The organism is Arthrobacter sp. B2060 (assembly GCF_059090445.1).
This window is the reverse complement of record NZ_JBNHFR010000006.1, coordinates 104,171-121,071: the sequence shown is the minus strand read 5'-3', so window position 1 is coordinate 121,071 and position 16,901 is coordinate 104,171. Positions and strand designations below refer to the sequence as shown.

The window sequence follows — 16,901 nt, the reverse complement described above, 5'->3', positions numbered from 1 at the left end:
CCTCGCCAGGAATTAACCGAGACTCGCCAGGAACTGACCGTGGCCTAGTCGCCCCGGGTGCCGAACACTATTTCGTCCCAGCTCGGAACGCTGGACCGCTTGGGCCTCGACGGCTGGCGCTCAGGTTCGTCGCGATCTTGTTCCTGGCGTGCGGGCGGCCCCTGATCGGCTGCAGCCCTGCCCGTCTCCAGCCGGCCCGTATCCAGCCTGCGGCGTGGAGTTCCCCTGCCGAGCAGTTCGTCCAAACCTGGATTGCCGGCTGCAGGACGGGCGGGGCCATCCGTGGGTCGGCCTGCCGGCTTGTCGGCGGCGGGCGGAACCGCCGGCTTTGCCTGAACAGCAGGCGGAACAGCGGGAGGAACGGCCGGCTCTGCCGGCCGTGCCGGGACCGCCGATGCTGCCGGTGTTTCCTGGCCCGTGTTGCCGACCGGACGCAGCGGGGACGGGACGATCGTGATCTCGCGTGTGTCCGTGCTGACGCCTTCGTGAAGCGTAAGGGAATCCTGCTGCGGCTCCTGAGGCCGGGGCGCGAGGCTGAGGCGGGACATCATCGAGGGCCGGCCGTCGCGCCGTCGCGTTGCGGCCCCCAGCTCGGCTGCCGGGGAATCCGGTTCCTCGGACTCCTCCGCGTCGCCAGGCTCGTCCGGATCCGGCTCGGAAGCGGCAGGAACCTCCGCCGGCCGGGGGTGTGCCGCCGGGACACCGTGGGTCAGCAGGAGCGCCAACGCGTCGTCGCTGTCCTCGTCAAGGCCCAGGCGCTGACCCCTGCGGGAGCGCAGCATGTCCAGCAGGCCGTCGGCGTCCTTCTGGTGGTCGGCGCCCTGCTGGTGGGTGCCCTTGCGGGCGGTTGCCTCGGCGTCGGTTTCAAAATCGAACGGGCGGTCCGAAACTGCTGAGAGCCTGCGAGCGGGCACCGGACCATCGAGGGGCTCCAGCTCGCTGAGCTGCTGCGCCCAGCGGTTGGCATTCTGCAAAGATTTGCGGGACGGATTGAACGTCCACATGGCCGGGGGCTCTTCACCGATGCTGGCATGTCCGCCGGGCTGGGCATCGAATCTCGCCACAACTGTCCAGGTTCCGTCAGGGCGCCGCCAGGAGTCCCATTCGAGCGTGGAGGACGCGATGCCGTGTGCCGTGAGGCGGTGGGCCACCATGTCGCCCAGCGTGGCCGGGTTGTCACCGAAGGCTGACCGGTAGATGTCGTGGCCGGGGGCGGGCGACGCGACCTCTACTTTCCGGGCCTGCTGTGCCACGTATTCCCGTTCAGCCAGGACCGGGCCCTCGTAACGTTCAACTTTTTCCAGAGGCAGCCCGGAGGCTTCGGCGACCTCTGCCGCAGTGGCGCCGCTGCGGATCCTCGCCTGGATGTCGCGCGGAGACAGGACCGCAACCGTCGCGGCCGGTTTCCGTAGGGAAGGCCGGCTTGCCGCCAGCCGTAAGGCCTCGTTGATCGGCAGCTGGAACATCTCGCCGCCGGTGCCGCTCAACAGGAGATGCTCCCCGTCGTCGTGGACGCCTACAAGCCGTAGATCCTGCATACAATCCTCCACCCTGGCATTACTATCAATCGAAACTCTGCCACCCAAGCCTGTCTTTTCCTGTTAGGACGAAGGGCGCGCCGCGAAATTCCGGGACTCCCGGCCGAATACAGGGACAGCGGGGCCGGAAGCTGAGCATGCCGGAATCTGGCCAGGAAAGGCTATGGCTTTTCGGTGCGCCATAGGGAAAAATGGCCCCGAACCGGGCACAAAGGGGCGGCGTTCGGCGTTGTGTACGTTGAATTACCCAAGCGAGTCGACGGAGTGTGAGCAGCAGACCATGGCGACAGACTATGATGCGCCGAGGAAGTCGGAGGAAGACCTCAACGAGGATTCGATTGAGGAGCTGAAGACTCGCCGTGCCGATAAACCGACGGCTGTGGTCGAAGAGGATGAAGCCGATCTTGCCGAGGGATACGAGCTGCCCGGCGCAGACCTCTCCGGCGAGGAACTGCTGGTCCGGGTCATGCCTGCGCAGGCTGACGAGTTCACGTGTTCCTCATGCTTCCTGGTCCGGCACCGCTCGCAGATCGCCCGCGAAAAAGACGGCCGCCTCTATTGCCGGGACTGCGAAGGCTAGGACCGGCCCGCAGCGTTGCCCGTACCGAGCGCGGCCACCAGTTCCTCCGGACGGCGGGTGGACGTCAGCCAATAGGGCGTGGGATCCGAGGGATCGTTGATCTCGATGCGGACCACCGGATCGATCCAGCCGCGGATGCAGAGGTAGGCGAGGCCGTTGAGGCGGGTGCCGCGCTCGGCGGTGGCTTCCGTGCCGCGGAACGCCTCAACGTGGCCGATGAGCCCGCGCTCGATGCTCGCCCTGCCCACTTGGAGAGTCCGGCCCGTGACGGAAATTGCCGGCGTGGACAGGAGAAGCAGGGCAGCTTCAATGGCGAAGAGAACGGCGGCGGCCGTGAAGCCGGCGGCAGGACTGATGGGTGCGAAGACCAGGATGCCTGCGCCCGCCAGTCCCGCAGCAACCAGCCAGATCCACACACCGGGCCACAGCTTTTCGGCAAAGACGACGGTGTCATCCTGCGGAGGCTGATGGCGGGCAGGCATGGGAGCGCTTGATTCGGGCATGCTCCCAGCTTTCCATCTTTGCCGGGGCTTTTCATCCCGGCAGGTCCTCGCCGTTCCCAGAGTTCTTCCTGAGTCGCGGCCGGTAGGCCGACGGAACCTGCGGGCGATAGAGTGAGGGACTGTGACTGAGGAAAAAACAGCCATTACGCCAACGCTGCAGCACGCGGCACCGGAAGCTGTGCTGCCCGCTTCGGCGGAAGCGCTGCGCGCGGCAGAGTATGGAGCGCCAACTGTGCAGGTTCAACTTAAAATGCTCGACGACGGCCTGGAAGCGCCGTCCTACGCCCACCCCGGCGACGCCGGCGCTGACCTGCGCGCCCGCGAGGACGTGGTCCTTGAGCCTGGTGAGCGGCGGCTCGTGCCCACCGGTGTCTCCATCGCCCTTCCGGACGGGTTTGTGGCACTGATTCACCCCAGGTCCGGCCTCGCGACCAAACACGGCCTCACGGTAGTCAACGCCCCCGGTACTGTCGACGCCGGTTACCGCGGTGAAATCGCTGTGACGCTGCTGAATACGGACCGCGATCAGGCGATAGAACTCCGGCGCGGCGATAGAATTGCACAGATGGTCATCCAACGCGTGGAGTATGCCCAGTTCGTCCCAGTAGGGGAACTGAGTGACTCCGTCCGCGGCGCCGGAGGATTCGGCTCAACGGGCGGCTTCACGGTTCCGCGCCCCTAGGCTCCGCGGCCCTAGGATCTTGCCCCGGCCTCCCGGGACGGCCGAGGGCGGCCAGCCAGACAAGATGCGGCGCCCGCGGGCCGGCGCGACAAGATCACAACTAAGGAGACAACCCATGGTTTTTGGGCGGGGCAAGAAAGCCAAGAAGGAAGCGGCCTCAGAGCCGGAGGAAGTCCGGGAGGACAGCACAGCCGAGTCGGCCGGCGCTTCCACTGAGGCATCCGGCCGAAGCGTCACCGGTCCCTTTGATGTCTCCGAGATCAGCAACCGGGACGGTTATGTGGACCTGGGCGCCTTGCTTATTGCCCCGCGCGAAGGCCTTCAGCTGCGGCTGGAGGTGGAGGAGGCAACCCAGCGGGTAGTGGCGGTAACCATGGATCTGAACGGGTCCAGCCTGCAACTGCAGGCTTTCGCCGCCCCGCGGTCAGAGGGCCTTTGGGACGAGATCCGTGAACAGATTGGCCAGTCGGTGGGCAGCCAGGGCGGCCAAGTCGAAGAAATCCAGGGCGACTTCGGCACCGAGCTCGTGGCTAAACTGCCGGCCAGCGCCAGCGACGGCAGCCAAGGGTACCGTGTCGCCCGCTTCATCGGCATCGACGGTCCACGCTGGTTCCTCCGTGGCGTATTCGGAGGCGAAGCGGCACTGAACCGGGAGGCCGCCGTCGGCCTCGAGGAGCTTTTCCGCAAGATCGTGGTTATCCGCGGCGACAACCCCATGCCCCCTCGGGACCTCCTGCAGCTGCGCCTGCCCAAGGACGCCGCCGGATCGGTGCCTCCCGCAGGGCAGGAAGCAGGTCCGGAATTCGAACAGCCTGAACGCGGTCCGGAGATCACCCAGATTGGTTGATGCCGGCCGCAGTATGCAGGACAGGCCGGTACCCATCAGCCGGTTGCCGGAGCGGGGGCGTGTCCTGTGCCATGGCTTCATCGAATCGGTGACCTACGTGCCTGCCACCGAGGTGGCGGCTTTCACGGCCACCGTTGTGGATCACGACCGGCCGACGCGGGCAACGCCCGCCCCGGCGGCACAGCACGGCCGGCTTCGGGTCGTCTGGCTGGGGCGCCGCCGCGTACCCGGCATCGACCCCGGGACTGAGGTCAGGCTGGACGGCATGCTGGCCGTGCGCGACGGTTTGCCCACCATGTTCAATCCCCGCTACGAAATATTGTCCCGCCAGGAGAACCCATGACATTGCCAGAAAAGCCCGAACCGGGAGCGGAAAGGCCGGAACCCGCGCCGGCTCCGGACGCTCCTGGCCTTGCGGGCCTGGCCGAAGGCTATGCATCGAAGGCAGGGCTGCACCGCACGGATGACGGCCGCATCGACGTCCTCAAGAGCGCCGGCGGCTACCAGGGGATCGCGGAGAGCATCCTCCCCGGACTGGTCTTCCTCATATCCTTCACCATCACGGCTAACCTGACGCCGTCGCTCATTGCGGCGCTGACCGCTGCCGCCGTGTTTACCGTGGTCCGCCTCGTGCAGCGCCGTCCCCTGACACAGGCCCTTGCCGGGGTGGTCGGCGTCGGCATTTCCGCCTGGCTCGCCAACACCACGGGCAAGGCGGAGGACTTCTACCTTCCCGGGTTCCTGACCAATGCGGCCTACATTGTGGCGATGGTCATCTCGATCGCCGTCCGCTGGCCCATTGCCGGGCTGCTGTTCGGCTTCATCCGCAACGAGGGACTGGACTGGCGGCAACACCCGGGACGGGTACGCGCCTACCAGCTGGGCACCTGGATTATTGTGGGCGTGCTGGCCCTTCGCCTGGTGGTGCAGGTACCCCTGTATCTCATGGGGCCGGACGGCCTGGCCGCGCTGGCAACCACCCGCCTCATCATGGGCGCGCCGCTGTACATCCTGGGCGTGTGGCTGGCATGGCTGGTCACACGGCCGGCGGCAGCGCCGGGGACTCAGCCTTCGAAGCCGTCACCCTCCAGCGATTCAGCCTGAGCCGCAGCCTGGATTTCATCCGGTCCGGGCGGTTGCTCCTGGCTTTCACCGGATCCTGGCGACAGCAGCTCACGCAACTGCTCCTCGGCAGCAATCGTGGTGACGAAGAACAGTTCGTCGCCGCCGTCGATGACGTCGTCCCGGCTGGGCGTGATCGGTGCCTGGTCGCGGAGGATCGCCACGAGGGTGGAGTCCTCCGGCCAGTCGATGCTTCCCACGGTGAGCCCGATGGCGTGCGAGTCATGCGGTACCGTGAACTCCACGAGGGATGACACACCGGTCTGAAGCGTGAGCAGCCGGACGAGGTCACCGATTTCCACGGCTTCCTCGACCAGGGCCGTCATGAGCTGGGGAGTGTTGACGGCGACGTCCACGCCCCAGGAATCATTGAACATCCAGTCATTCTTCGGGTTGTTTACGCGACCCACCGTGCGCCCGACCCCGAATTCGGTCTTTGCCAGAAGGGAGACGACGAGGTTCACTTTGTCATCACCCGTGGCAGAGACCACCACGTCGGCGTCTTCGAGCTTTGCGTCCTGCAGAGTGCTCAGTTCGCAGGCATCGCCAACCAGCCAGTGCGCCCCCCGCAGCCCGCTGCGGCCGATGACCTCGGGCTTGAGATCGATGAGCAGGATCTCATGCTTATGGGCCAGCAGCTCACGGGCGATCGAGGAACCGACGCTTCCGGCTCCGACGATGACGACTTTCACTTAGAACTCCTTGGCGGGTGCTTTGGCGAGAATGTGGGCCACTTCTGCGCTGCGGTCCAGGCGCATCATGGCGTGGACGGTGTCGCCGTCCTGGTAGGACGTGGCGGCGGTGGGCAGCATCCCTTCCCCGAACCGGGTCAGGTACGCGACGCGCACATCGGCCGCCTTTTCGATCGAGGACACGGAGTGGCCGATCCACGCGGGGTCGATGTCGAGTTCGCCGAGGACAAGCCGGCCGGACGGTTCCCGGAAATCACCGGCCAGATGCTGTTCGGGGAGGATGCGGCGCAGGACCTGGTCGGCGCTCCACCGCACGGCGGCCACGGTGGGGATGCCGAGCCGCTGATAGATCTCGGCGCGGCCGGGATCGTAGATCCTTGCGACGACGTGCTGCACATGGAAGGTTTCGCGGGCAACACGCGTGGCCAGAATGTTGGAGTTGTCGCCGCTGGAAACAGCGGCGAACGCATATGCCTCGGCGACCCCGGCCTGCTTCAGAGTGTCCCGGTCGAAGCCCACGCCGGTGACTTTGCGGCCGCTGAAGCCGGAACGGAGCCGGCGGAAGGCGCGGTCGTCCTGGTCGATGATGGCCACCGAATGGCCTGCGTCCTCGAGCGTGTGGGCCAGGGTTGCCCCGACGCGTCCACAGCCCATGATCACGAAGTGCGCCACCCGTGTCTCCTCCAGTTGTCCTGCTGCTCCGTAAGACTCTACCGCCGGATTCCCGCCATGACATCGCGCGTGAATCAGACTAACTTTGTGTGGTGCTGACAATTCTGAATGCAGTGAAGCGGGTGCTGGTGGGGAGGCCCTTCCGGACTGACCGGATGCCCCATACTCTCCTGCCGAAGCGGATCGCGCTTCCCGTCTTCGCTTCGGATGCGCTCTCGTCCGTTGCGTACGCGCCCGACGAGATTCTTCTCACACTGGCTCTGGCGGGCGTGAGCGCAGTGGCATTCTCTCCTCTGGTGGGACTCGCAGTCATGGTGGTGCTGCTGACGGTGGTTGCCTCCTACCGGCAGAACGTCCATGCCTACCCGTCAGGCGGCGGCGATTACGAAATCGCCAATGTGAATTTGGGCAAGCACGCGGGGCTGACCGTGGCATCTGCCCTGCTCGTTGACTACGTGCTGACAGTCGCCGTTTCCATGTCGTCGGCAGCGACCTACCTGACCACTGCGGTACCGTCCCTCCACGGCCAGCAGGCCGCGTTCGCCTCCATAGGCGTCGTGATTCTGGCGTTGGTGAACCTGCGCGGCATCAAGGAAGCGGGAAGCGTCTTTGCCGTGCCCACGTACATCTTCATGGCGGCGATCCTGGGCATGACCGCCGTCGGGATTTTCCAGGCCCTGACGGGGCAGCTGGGGCAGGCACCGTCGGCAGCGTTTACGATCGTCCCGGCCCCGGGTTTCGATGAGGGCCTCGTTGGCCTCGCCGGCGCCTTCCTGCTGCTGCGCGCGTTCTCCTCCGGCGCCGCCGCTCTGACCGGTGTGGAGGCCATCAGCAACGGCGTGCCCAATTTCCGGAAGCCGAAGAGCAAGAACGCCGCCACCACGCTGCTGCTCCTGGGCATCATTGCCTCAGCGATGCTGGCCGGGATCATCTACCTGGCCAACGCCACCAAAGTGCACATTGTGCTGGATCCGGCAACGGAGTTCCTCCTGAACGGAAGTCCGCTTCCTGAGGGCTACATCCAGAGCCCGGCCATCAGCCAGATCGCCCAGACCGTCTTCGGGCCGGGATCCATCCTCTTCTATATCGTGGTTGCGGCCACCGGCGTGATTCTGGTCTTCGCCTCCAACACTGCCTTTAACGGGTTCCCCGTGCTGGGTTCCATCCTTGCCCAGGACGGTTACCTGCCCCGCCAGCTCCGCACGCGCGGCGACCGTCTGGCCTTCAGCAACGGCGTGCTCGCGTTGGCCGCCGGGGCGCTCGTGCTGATCATTGCCTTCAACGCCGATGTCACCAAGCTCATCCAGCTGTACATCGTGGGGGTGTTCATCTCCTTCACCGCCAGCCAGCTGGGCATGATCCGCCACTGGGGCCGGGAGCTGAAGCTGGCCCGGGACAAGGCCGTGCGCCTGCGGATGTTCAAGTCCCGGACCATCAACATGATCGGCTTCGGAATGACGGCGCTGGTGCTGGTGATCGTGCTCATCACCAAGTTCGAGCAGGGCGCCTGGATCGCACTCCTGGCGATGTTTGTCCTGTACCTCATCATGTGGAGCATCCGGGCACACTACGACAACGTGGCAAGGGAACTCGCCGTGGACGAGGACTCCTCGCCGCGGGCCCTGCCCACCCGGGTCCACGCCGTGCTGCTCGTATCGCACGTCCGCAAGCCGGTCCTGCGTGCCCTCGCGTACGCGCGGGCCTCCCGGCCGTCCCGGCTGGACGCGATCACCGTGGACATCAACGAGGAAGAGACGGCGCATACGCTGGCGGACTGGGAAAAGCTGGACATCCCCGTGCCGCTGACTGTCCTTGCCAGCCCCTACCGCGAGACCGTCACTCCCATCATGGAGTACATCAAGAACATGCGCCGGGACTCTCCCCGCGACCTGATCGTGGTCTACATACCGGAGTATGTGGTCGGCAAATGGTGGGAGCAGCTGGTGCACAACCAGACAGCGCTGCGCATCAAAACCCGGCTCCACTTCGAACCCGGCGTCATGGTGGCCAGTGTTCCGTGGCAGCTCAAATCATCCGAAGAAGCAAAGAAACTGCAGGACATCCAATGAACCCCGATACTCAGGCCACCTCAACCGGAGTTGAACTCGTGCTGGACATCGGCCCCGTGGCCCACGGCGGCCACTGCGTGGCGCGGCACGAGGGCCGGGTGGTATTCGTCCGCCACGGCATCCCCGGGGAGAAGGCCCGGATCCGCCTGACGGATGCGGGGGAGTCCGCCAAATTCTGGCGCGGCGACGTCGTAGAGGTGCTGGACCCGTCGCCGGACCGTGTCCCGCACTTCTGGCGTGTAGCTGATTCGCCCGCTTCCTGGGCGCACGGGAGGCCGCCGGTCGGCGGCGCCGAACTGGGGCACATCTCCCTGTCCCGGCAACGGCGCCTCAAGTCCGAGGTGCTGGCCGAACAGCTCAGGAGGCTGGCCGGCGTCGAGCTTTCACCTGAGGTGGAAGCGGTGGGCGCAGCCACCGCCAAGGACGGCGAAACGCAGAGCGGCGAAACGCACGACGGCCGGGCCGGTCTCGCGTGGCGGACCCGGGCCGGTTTTGCGGTCACCCCGGGCGGCAAGCTCGGCATGCACGCTCACCGTTCGGACCAGGTCATTCCTGTCCGGGAAATGCCGCTCGCGGTCGCGGCCATCAACGATCTTCGGCTCTGGGACGCGGACCTGCAGGGCATCGACAGGGTGGAGGTTGCTGCCCCTGCGAACGGTTCCCGACCCCTCGTCCTCCTGGCCCCTGCGCCCGGCACCCGCGCCAAACGTCTCAGCTCCATCCTGGCCCAGCTCCCCGCGGACATTTCGGTGGCCAGTTACGATCCGCTCAAGGAGGAGACGCTGCAGCTGCGCGGCCGGACCTGGGTGCAGGAGTCCGCTGCGGGCCATGATTACCGGGTTACCGGTGCCGGATTCTGGCAAATCCACCGCGACGCCCCGGAAACATTGGTCACTGCCGTCACCGGTTTCCTGCACGACGGCGGGTTCCTGAAGCCGGGCGCGTCAGTGGCCGATCTCTATGCCGGTGCCGGACTGTTCACCGCTCCGCTCGCCGATGCCGTTGGCGAAACGGGCTCAGTGCTGTCGGTGGAAGGCGCTCCCGGAACAAGCAGGGACGCCCGGAAGAACCTCCACGGAGCGCCTCAGGTGGAAATCGTGCAGGGCCGCGTGGAGCGTGTGCTGCGCCAGCGGCCCCGGAACTTTGATGCGCTGGTGCTGGACCCGCCGCGCGCCGGCGCCGGCAAGGCCGTGGTGAACCAGCTCATCGCCGCCGGCCCGCGGGCCATTGCGTACGTTTCGTGTGACCCCGCATCCTTTGCGCGCGACATCGGGTACTTCCAGCAGGGCGGCTGGTCCCTGGCGCAGCTTCGGGCATTTGACCTGTACCCGCACACACATCACCTCGAGACGGTGGCACTGCTGACTCCCCGCGGCTGATGCCACTAGGATGGGCGGAGTAGTCCCACGTCGCGCACCGTATATCACGGCTGGCCCCATGCTCTTTTGTAGGACCATCTACTAATTAGGCTGACCTAACTAGCAAGCGGTCTACCGCGCGACAAAGATGAAACTGTTGCGAGAGGAGTCCTGCGATGAGCACTGTGGACAGCTTCGGTTCAAAAGGCAAACTTAATGTAGCCGGAACCGAATACGAAATTTTCCGGTTGAACTCCGTTGAAGGTTCAGAAAACCTTCCGTTCAGCCTCAAGGTATTGCTTGAAAACCTGTTGAGGACCGAGGACGGCGCGAACATCACTGCCGATCACGTTCGCGCCCTCGCTGGGTGGGATCCGAATGCCCAGCCCGACACTGAAATCCAGTTCACGCCTGCACGCGTCATCATGCAGGATTTCACCGGCGTTCCCTGCGTGGTGGACCTTGCCACCATGCGCGAGGCGGTGAAGGAGCTTGGCGGCGACCCGAAGAGGGTGAACCCGCTGGCACCCGCGGAAATGGTCATCGATCACTCCGTCCAGATCGATGCTTTCGGTAACTCCGGTGCGCTGGAGCGCAATATGGAGATCGAATACCAGCGCAATGGTGAGCGCTACCAGTTCCTGCGCTGGGGACAGACGGCTTTCGACGACTTCAAGGTCGTCCCGCCGGGAACCGGCATCGTGCACCAGGTCAACATCGAATACCTGGCCCGCACCGTCATGACACGCGAAGTTGACGGCGCTCTCCGTGCCTACCCAGACACCTGCGTCGGCACCGACTCGCACACCACCATGGTCAACGGCCTGGGCGTGCTCGGCTGGGGCGTTGGCGGCATCGAAGCCGAAGCGGCCATGCTGGGCCAGCCGGTATCCATGCTGATCCCGCGCGTCGTCGGCTTCAAGCTGACCGGTTCCATCCCCGCCGGCGCCACCGCCACGGACGTGGTCCTGACCATCACCGAACAGCTGCGCAAGCACGGTGTGGTGGGCAAGTTCGTCGAGTTCTACGGCGAAGGCGTGGCCGAAGTTCCGCTCGCCAACCGCGCGACCATCGGCAACATGAGCCCGGAGTTTGGCTCCACGGCCGCAATGTTCCCGATCGACGACGTCACAATCGAGTACCTGCGCCTCACCGGCCGCTCGGAGGAGAACGTGGCCCTCGTCGAGGCCTACGCCAAGGAACAGGGCCTCTGGCACGACCCGTCGAAGGAGATCAAGTTCTCCGAGTACCTCGAGCTGGACCTGTCCACCGTGGTTCCGTCCATTTCCGGCCCGAAGCGTCCCCAGGACCGCATCGAGCTCACGGACGCCAAGGAGCAGTTCCGCAAGGACATCCACAACTACGTCTCGCTCGAAGACGGCAGCGTGGACGAGTCCCTCGACGAGTCCTTCCCCGCATCGGACTCGCCGTCGTTCACGCACGCCGACTCGCACACGACTGACTCGGCACGCGTTGTTTCCGCGGCCAACGGCGCCGAAGGCCGCCCGTCCAGCCCTGTGCACATTGAGATGGAGGACGGCCGCGAGTTCGAGCTGGACCACGGTGCGGTGTCCATCGCGTCGATCACGTCCTGCACCAACACGTCCAACCCGTCGGTGATGCTGGCTGCCGCCCTGCTGGCGCGCAACGCCGTCAACAAGGGTCTGGCCGCCAAGCCGTGGGTCAAGACGTCCGTCGCACCGGGGTCCAAGGTAGTCACCGACTACTACGAGAAGTCCGGGCTGACCCCGTACCTGGAGAAGCTTGGCTTCTACATCGTGGGCTACGGCTGCGCAACCTGCATCGGCAACTCCGGCCCGCTGGACGCTGAGATCTCCGAGGCCATCCAGGCCAACGACCTTTCCGTCACCGCTGTCCTGTCGGGTAACCGCAACTTCGAAGGCCGCATCAACCCGGACGTGAAGATGAACTACCTGGCGTCGCCGCCGCTGGTCATCGCCTACGCCCTCGCCGGAACCATGGACTTCGACTTCGACACCGATGCCCTGGGCAAGGATGAAGCCGGCAACGACGTCTTTTTGAAGGACATCTGGCCGAACCCGGTCGAGGTCCAGCAGGTCATCGATTCCTCCATCGACAAGGAAATGTTCGCCCGCGGCTACGAGGGCGTCTTCGAAGGCGACGACCGCTGGAAGGCCCTCGACACCCCCGCAGGCGACACGTTCGCATGGGATGAGAAGTCAACCTACGTCCGGAAGCCCCCGTACTTCGAGGGCATGAAGGCACAGCCGGAACCCGTCCAGGACATCACTGGCGCGCGGGTCCTGCTGAAGCTGGGCGACTCGGTCACCACCGACCACATCTCCCCGGCCGGCTCCTTCAAGTCGGACACCCCGGCTGGCCAGTACCTGCTGGCCAACGGCGTGGAGCGCAAGGATTTCAACTCCTACGGCTCGCGCCGCGGTAACCACGAAGTGATGATCCGCGGCACCTTCGCCAACATCCGCATCAAGAACCAGCTGCTGGACGGCGTGGAGGGCGGCTTCACCCGCGACTTCACCCAGGCCGACGGCCCGCAGGCCTATGTCTACGACGCCGCCCAGAACTACCAGGCCGCCGGCACCCCGCTGGTTGTCCTGGCAGGCAAGGAGTACGGCTCCGGTTCATCGCGCGACTGGGCAGCCAAGGGCACCGCACTGCTGGGTGTCAAGGCCGTCATCGCCGAGAGCTACGAGCGCATCCACCGCTCCAACCTGATCGGAATGGGCGTCCTTCCGCTGCAGTTCCCGGCCGGCGAATCCGCTGCCACCCTGGGGCTGACCGGTACGGAATCCTTCGCTGTTGAGGGTGTCACTGCGCTCAACGAAGGCACCACTCCGAAGACCCTCAAGGTCACGGCGACCGCCGAAGACGGCACCGCCAAGTCGTTCGATGCGGTCCTCCGCATCGATACGCCGGGCGAAGCGGACTACTACCGCAACGGCGGTATCCTGCAGTACGTGCTTCGCCAGATTTCCGCCAACTAAGCGGAAGCTGCCTTAGGGCAAATCAGGCGTGAAGGCCCCGGCCGGTCACTGACCGGCTGGGGCCTTTCGCATTTCTCCTCACGAGGCATGCTGCCCCTGCCGGCTGGTACGGAGTCCTGCCCGGCGCCGGTGTCCGTCCGGAGGCGTTAGAGTTAAAAGGCATGTCTACCACCCGAAGGAGGGGCCGTTGGGACTCTTGGAGACCATCCGGAATCCGCAGGACCTGAGCAAGTTGTCTGCGGCGCAGCTGGATCAGCTGGCCGCCGAGGTCAGGGAATTCCTGATCGGCAACGTCTCCCAGACGGGCGGACACCTTGGTCCCAACCTCGGCGTTGTCGAGCTGACTATGGCGGTGCACCGGATCTTCGATTCGCCCCGCGACAGCATCGTCTTTGACACGGGCCACCAGTCGTACGTGCATAAACTCCTTACCGGACGCCAGGATTTCAGCACGCTTCGCCAGCAGGACGGGCTGTCCGGATATCCTGACCGGGCTGAATCCGAGCACGATATCGTCGAAAGCTCACACGCCTCGTCCTCGCTGTCCTGGGCTGACGGGATATCCCGTGCCCGTCAGCTGACCGGCGACGGCGACCGTTACGTTATCGCCGTCGTCGGGGACGGTGCCCTTACGGGCGGCATGGCATGGGAGGCCATCAACAACATCGCCGCCGACAAGAGGCGCCGCGTCGTCATCGTCGTCAATGACAACGGCCGGTCCTATGCCCCCACCGTTGGCGGATTTGCCGACTATCTTGCGTCCCTTCGCCCCACCATCGACTCGCTGAGGGCCGCACCGGCCTACGAAGTCGCCCTCGACTGGTGGAAAAAGAAGCTTCAGAGCGGCGGGCCGCTTGGCCAGTTCACCTACAAGAGCCTCCATGCGATGAAAAAGGGCATCAAGGACTGGTGGGCTCCCCAGGGCATGTTCGAAGACCTTGGCATGAAGTACATCGGCCCGGTGGACGGCCACAACCTCCAGGCCTTGGAGCATGCCCTCTCCACCGCCAAGAACTATGCCGGCCCGGTGATTGTGCACGCCATGACCGAGAAGGGCCACGGCTACGCGCCGGCACGCGCGCACGAAGCCGACCAGTTCCACGCAGTGGGGATCATCGACCCCGAAACCGGCGAGCCCGCAGATGCCGGGGGTGCGAAGTCCTGGACCTCCGTCTTTGCGGATGAAATTGCCGACATCGCCGACGAGCGCAAGGACATCGTGGGGATCACCGGCGCGATGCTCATCCCCGTGGGCCTGCACAAGTTTGCCGCCCGTCACCCGGAGCGGGTGTTCGACGTCGGCATCGCCGAACAGCACGCCCTCACCTCCGCCGCCGGCATGGCCTACGGCGGACTGCACCCCGTCGTCGCCGTATATGCCACCTTCCTCAACCGCGCCTTCGACCAGCTGCTCATGGACGTTGCCCTGCACAAGGCGGGCGTCACCATTGTGCTGGACCGCGCCGGTGTCACGGGTCCCGACGGTGCGAGCCATCACGGCATGTGGGACATGGCGATGGTCCAGATCGTGCCCGGACTGCACTTGGCGGCGCCGCGCGATGCCACAAGGCTCCGTGAAGAACTGCGCGAGGCCGTGGCCATCAAGGATGCCCCCACAGTGGTCCGCTACTCCAAGGGCACAGTCGGGGCAGAGATCGAAGCCATCGAGCGGCTGAGTGACGGCGTGGACGTGCTTGCCCGGCGTCCCTCCGGTTCCACCGAAAACGACGTCCTCATCGTCAGCGTGGGCGCCATGTCCGAACTCGCCCTCAACGTCTCAAACCGGCTTGGTGCGCAGGGCATCAGCTCCACCGTGGTCGATCCGCGGTGGGTGCTTCCGGTCCGGAAATCGATCATCGCCCTGGCCGCCCGGCACCGCCTGGTGATCTGCATCGAGGACGGGGTCCGTGCCGGAGGCGTGGGCTCCAGGATCCGCCAGGAGATGCGCGCGGCCGGTGTGGACACGGCGCTGAATGAAGTGGGCCTGCCGGTGGAGTTTCTGGATCACGGCTCCCGCAGCCAGGTTCTGGAACGGGTCGGCCTCACCGCGCAGCAGATCACCCACGACGTTGTCGCTCAGGTTCTGGGCACCAAGGTGCCCTTCGCCCGGCCCCTGCCGGGGCAGCAGCACCCCACCACGGGAAGCCTGCCCAAGCTGTAGGAAGGGTTCAGCGCCAGCCGGCGTCCCATAAGAATTACCAGGCCGTAGAGGCACAACTCCCACCGTTCGGCGGCACAGGCCGCGGGCGATCCAAAGGACGGGCATGAGCGGAATCATCCGGGTTTACAAGCGTGACGAAGAAGGGGTCCTCCAGTTCAGGGAGGCCTGGTTCGACGAGGACTACAGCCAGTTCGTGACGAACCACGGGACTGTAGGGCACCAGAGCAAGACCGACGAAACGGACGTCGCTGACAGCGAGGCGGCCGAGCGGCTGATGGATGCCTTCGCCGCGCAGTGCGCCGAGGACGGCTATGCCGAGATTCCCGACGAAGAGCAGTACTGGGTTGTGGCGCAGTACGCCCTGAAGACCCGGGAAGGTACCAGCCGCGACCGGTATCTTGAGGAGAAAGCCAAGGATGCCCTGACCAGCCACCTTGCATGGCGGGGGCTGGGCACGGTTGAGCGCTCGGAGTTCAGCGACTCCAAGCTCAACATTTTCTGTCTGTGTCCGGATGTGAACAAGGCCGTGAACGCCATTAAGGTCTGCATCCGCGGCGAGGACCTGGACTTCACCAAGCTCAGCATCGGTGCCGCCCCGTTTAGTGACCCAACTGCCTTGAAACTCAAGCACTCACCGAAGCAGGCCGCCGGGTTCGCGTTGTAGCGGCCGTTATAGGGTGTTTTCATGACTGAATATCGCCGCCTGGGAAAATCCGAACTGACTGTTTCTGTGGTGGGACTCGGCTGCAATAACCTGGGCCGGGCCAATACGGTGACGGAGTCACAGGAGGGGACTGACGCCGTCGTCCATGCCGCCCTTGATGCCGGCGTAACGCTGTTCGACGTCGCGGATTCCTACGGCCGGGAACCCGGCCTGAGTGAAACCATGCTCGGCAAGGCGCTTGGCCGCAGGCGCGACGAAGCTGTGGTGGCGACCAAATTCGGCCTGGATATGCGCGGGACCAACGGCAAGGATTACGGTGCCCGCGGTTCGCGGAGCTACATCATCCGCGCCGCCGAGGCTTCCCTCCGGCGGCTGGGCACGGACTGGATCGATCTGTACCAGTTCCACACCCCGGATCCGCTGACGCCAATCGAAGAGACGCTGGATGCCCTGAACGAGCTGGTGGCCAGCGGCAAGGTCCGTTACATCGGCCATTCCAACCGGGCAGGCTGGCAAATCGCCGAGGCCGAATTCGTGGCCCGGGCCCGGGGCGATGCCCGCTTCATTTCGGCGCAGAACCACTACAACCTGCTGGACCGCCGCGCCGAGCTGGAGGTCATTCCGGCCGCTGAGGCCTATGGCATCGGTGTGCTGCCCTACTTCCCGCTGGCAAACGGACTGCTGACAGGAAAATACGCACCGCACCAGGCGCCTGAAGGCTCGCGCCTCAGCCACACGAGGACGCACCTGGTGGACGAAGCCGACTGGCAGCAGTTGAAACAGTTCAGCGCCTTTGCCGCGGACCGCGGCCTCACCGAAGTGCAGGTGGCGTTCTCCTGGCTGGCGGCGCAGCCCGCCGTCAGCAGCGTCATCGCCGGAGCCACGCGGCCCGAGCAGGTCCGGCAGAACGCGGAAGCGGTGGCCTGGGTCCCGGACAAGGCGGAGCTGGAAGAGCTGGACGCCATTTTCCCGCGGACCCCCAAGGTGGCCCTGTTCTGATGGACCCTGTTCAACTGGACGCTGCCC

At 65.4% G+C, this 16,901-nt stretch carries 15 protein-coding genes; 11 read left to right on the top strand and 4 right to left on the bottom strand.

The features are described 5' to 3' along the window. Nucleotides 1-44: 44 nt before the first annotated feature. Nucleotides 45-1,538 carry a septation protein SepH gene (sepH, locus tag AC5RUM_RS12640; RefSeq protein WP_494035238.1) on the bottom strand — a complete coding sequence of 498 codons (1,494 nt, stop codon included), beginning with the start codon at nucleotides 1,536-1,538 and terminating at the stop codon, nucleotides 45-47. A gap of 280 nt (nucleotides 1,539-1,818) precedes the next feature. Here sepH and AC5RUM_RS12635 point away from each other — a divergent pair, with 280 nt between their 5' ends. Further along, on the top strand, nucleotides 1,819-2,118 hold the full coding sequence (locus AC5RUM_RS12635; protein WP_205653185.1) for a DUF4193 domain-containing protein: 300 nt from the start codon (nucleotides 1,819-1,821) through the stop codon (nucleotides 2,116-2,118). Here AC5RUM_RS12635 and AC5RUM_RS12630 read toward each other — a convergent pair. After that, entirely contained in the window at nucleotides 2,115-2,621 is a 507-nt protein-coding gene (locus AC5RUM_RS12630; RefSeq protein WP_494035237.1) for a DUF3093 domain-containing protein, read from the bottom strand. The two genes, AC5RUM_RS12635 and AC5RUM_RS12630, sit on opposite strands and share 4 nt — an antisense overlap. Nucleotides 2,622-2,799: 178 nt before the next feature. On the opposite strand from AC5RUM_RS12630, the gene dut reads away from it, so the two are divergent. The 4 genes from dut (at nucleotide 2,800) to AC5RUM_RS12610 (ending at nucleotide 5,254) form a co-directional block, all read left to right on the top strand. Further along, complete coding sequence (gene dut, locus AC5RUM_RS12625) at nucleotides 2,800-3,303, top strand: dUTP diphosphatase (protein ID WP_494035345.1); 504 nt, start codon at nucleotides 2,800-2,802, stop codon at nucleotides 3,301-3,303. Between the two features lie 115 nt (nucleotides 3,304-3,418). Next, the gene (locus AC5RUM_RS12620) at nucleotides 3,419-4,150 is read left to right on the top strand and encodes a DUF3710 domain-containing protein (RefSeq protein ID WP_494035236.1); all 732 of its coding nucleotides are present in this window, start codon (nucleotides 3,419-3,421) and stop codon (nucleotides 4,148-4,150) included. A gap of 13 nt (nucleotides 4,151-4,163) precedes the next feature. After that, a complete protein-coding gene (locus tag AC5RUM_RS12615) occupies nucleotides 4,164-4,493 on the top strand; it encodes a single stranded DNA-binding domain-containing protein (protein WP_494035235.1) in 330 nt (109 codons plus the stop codon). After that, nucleotides 4,490-5,254 (top strand): DUF3159 domain-containing protein, encoded by a 765-nt coding sequence (locus AC5RUM_RS12610; protein ID WP_494035234.1) that lies wholly within the window; start codon nucleotides 4,490-4,492, stop codon nucleotides 5,252-5,254. The genes AC5RUM_RS12615 and AC5RUM_RS12610 overlap by 4 nt, the downstream gene beginning before the upstream one ends. On the opposite strand, the gene AC5RUM_RS12605 is transcribed toward AC5RUM_RS12610, so the two are convergent. Further along, nucleotides 5,215-5,964, bottom strand: a complete 750-nt coding sequence (locus AC5RUM_RS12605) for a potassium channel family protein (protein ID WP_400579557.1) — start codon at nucleotides 5,962-5,964, stop codon at nucleotides 5,215-5,217. The genes AC5RUM_RS12610 and AC5RUM_RS12605 overlap by 40 nt on opposite strands. Then, nucleotides 5,965-6,636: a potassium channel family protein gene (locus AC5RUM_RS12600; RefSeq protein WP_494035233.1), complete on the bottom strand. Its 672-nt coding sequence runs from the start codon at nucleotides 6,634-6,636 to the stop codon at nucleotides 5,965-5,967. A gap of 92 nt (nucleotides 6,637-6,728) precedes the next feature. Between AC5RUM_RS12600 and AC5RUM_RS12595 the strand changes: the two genes are divergently transcribed. From AC5RUM_RS12595 to AC5RUM_RS12570, 6 genes are all read left to right on the top strand, one after another. Further along, nucleotides 6,729-8,705, top strand: coding sequence for an APC family permease (locus AC5RUM_RS12595; RefSeq protein ID WP_494035344.1), 1,977 nt, complete (start codon nucleotides 6,729-6,731; stop codon nucleotides 8,703-8,705). Next, nucleotides 8,702-10,084: a class I SAM-dependent RNA methyltransferase gene (locus AC5RUM_RS12590; protein WP_494035232.1), complete on the top strand. Its 1,383-nt coding sequence runs from the start codon at nucleotides 8,702-8,704 to the stop codon at nucleotides 10,082-10,084. Before AC5RUM_RS12595 ends, AC5RUM_RS12590 begins: the two co-directional genes overlap by 4 nt. A gap of 155 nt (nucleotides 10,085-10,239) precedes the next feature. Beyond that, nucleotides 10,240-13,050, top strand: a complete 2,811-nt coding sequence (gene acnA / locus AC5RUM_RS12585; protein WP_494035231.1) for an aconitate hydratase AcnA — start codon at nucleotides 10,240-10,242, stop codon at nucleotides 13,048-13,050. A gap of 187 nt (nucleotides 13,051-13,237) precedes the next feature. Next, entirely contained in the window at nucleotides 13,238-15,211 is a 1,974-nt protein-coding gene (dxs, locus tag AC5RUM_RS12580) for a 1-deoxy-D-xylulose-5-phosphate synthase (protein ID WP_494035230.1), read from the top strand. Between the two features lie 103 nt (nucleotides 15,212-15,314). After that, on the top strand, nucleotides 15,315-15,875 hold the full coding sequence (locus tag AC5RUM_RS12575; RefSeq protein WP_400579551.1) for a hypothetical protein: 561 nt from the start codon (nucleotides 15,315-15,317) through the stop codon (nucleotides 15,873-15,875). Nucleotides 15,876-15,896: 21 nt separating this feature from the next. Next, a complete protein-coding gene (locus AC5RUM_RS12570; protein ID WP_494035229.1) occupies nucleotides 15,897-16,874 on the top strand; it encodes an aldo/keto reductase in 978 nt (325 codons plus the stop codon). The last annotated feature ends 27 nt before the right edge of the window (nucleotides 16,875-16,901 follow it).

Excerpts from the sequence above, each read along its gene's own strand:
- AC5RUM_RS12635 (WP_205653185.1), top strand. The coding sequence starts at position 1,819 with ATGGCGACAGACTATGATGCGCCGAGGAAGTCGGAGGAAGACCTCAAC.
- AC5RUM_RS12570 (WP_494035229.1), top strand. The coding sequence starts at position 15,897 with ATGACTGAATATCGCCGCCTGGGAAAATCCGAACTGACTGTTTCTGTG.
- AC5RUM_RS12590 (WP_494035232.1), top strand. The coding sequence starts at position 8,702 with ATGAACCCCGATACTCAGGCCACCTCAACCGGAGTTGAACTCGTGCTG.
- AC5RUM_RS12630 (WP_494035237.1), bottom strand. The coding sequence starts at position 2,621 with ATGCCCGAATCAAGCGCTCCCATGCCTGCCCGCCATCAGCCTCCGCAG.
- acnA (WP_494035231.1), top strand. The coding sequence starts at position 10,240 with ATGAGCACTGTGGACAGCTTCGGTTCAAAAGGCAAACTTAATGTAGCC.
- AC5RUM_RS12615 (WP_494035235.1), top strand. The coding sequence starts at position 4,164 with ATGCAGGACAGGCCGGTACCCATCAGCCGGTTGCCGGAGCGGGGGCGT.
- AC5RUM_RS12610 (WP_494035234.1), top strand. The coding sequence starts at position 4,490 with ATGACATTGCCAGAAAAGCCCGAACCGGGAGCGGAAAGGCCGGAACCC.
- AC5RUM_RS12620 (WP_494035236.1), top strand. The coding sequence starts at position 3,419 with ATGGTTTTTGGGCGGGGCAAGAAAGCCAAGAAGGAAGCGGCCTCAGAG.
- AC5RUM_RS12575 (WP_400579551.1), top strand. The coding sequence starts at position 15,315 with ATGAGCGGAATCATCCGGGTTTACAAGCGTGACGAAGAAGGGGTCCTC.
- sepH (WP_494035238.1), bottom strand. The coding sequence starts at position 1,538 with ATGCAGGATCTACGGCTTGTAGGCGTCCACGACGACGGGGAGCATCTC.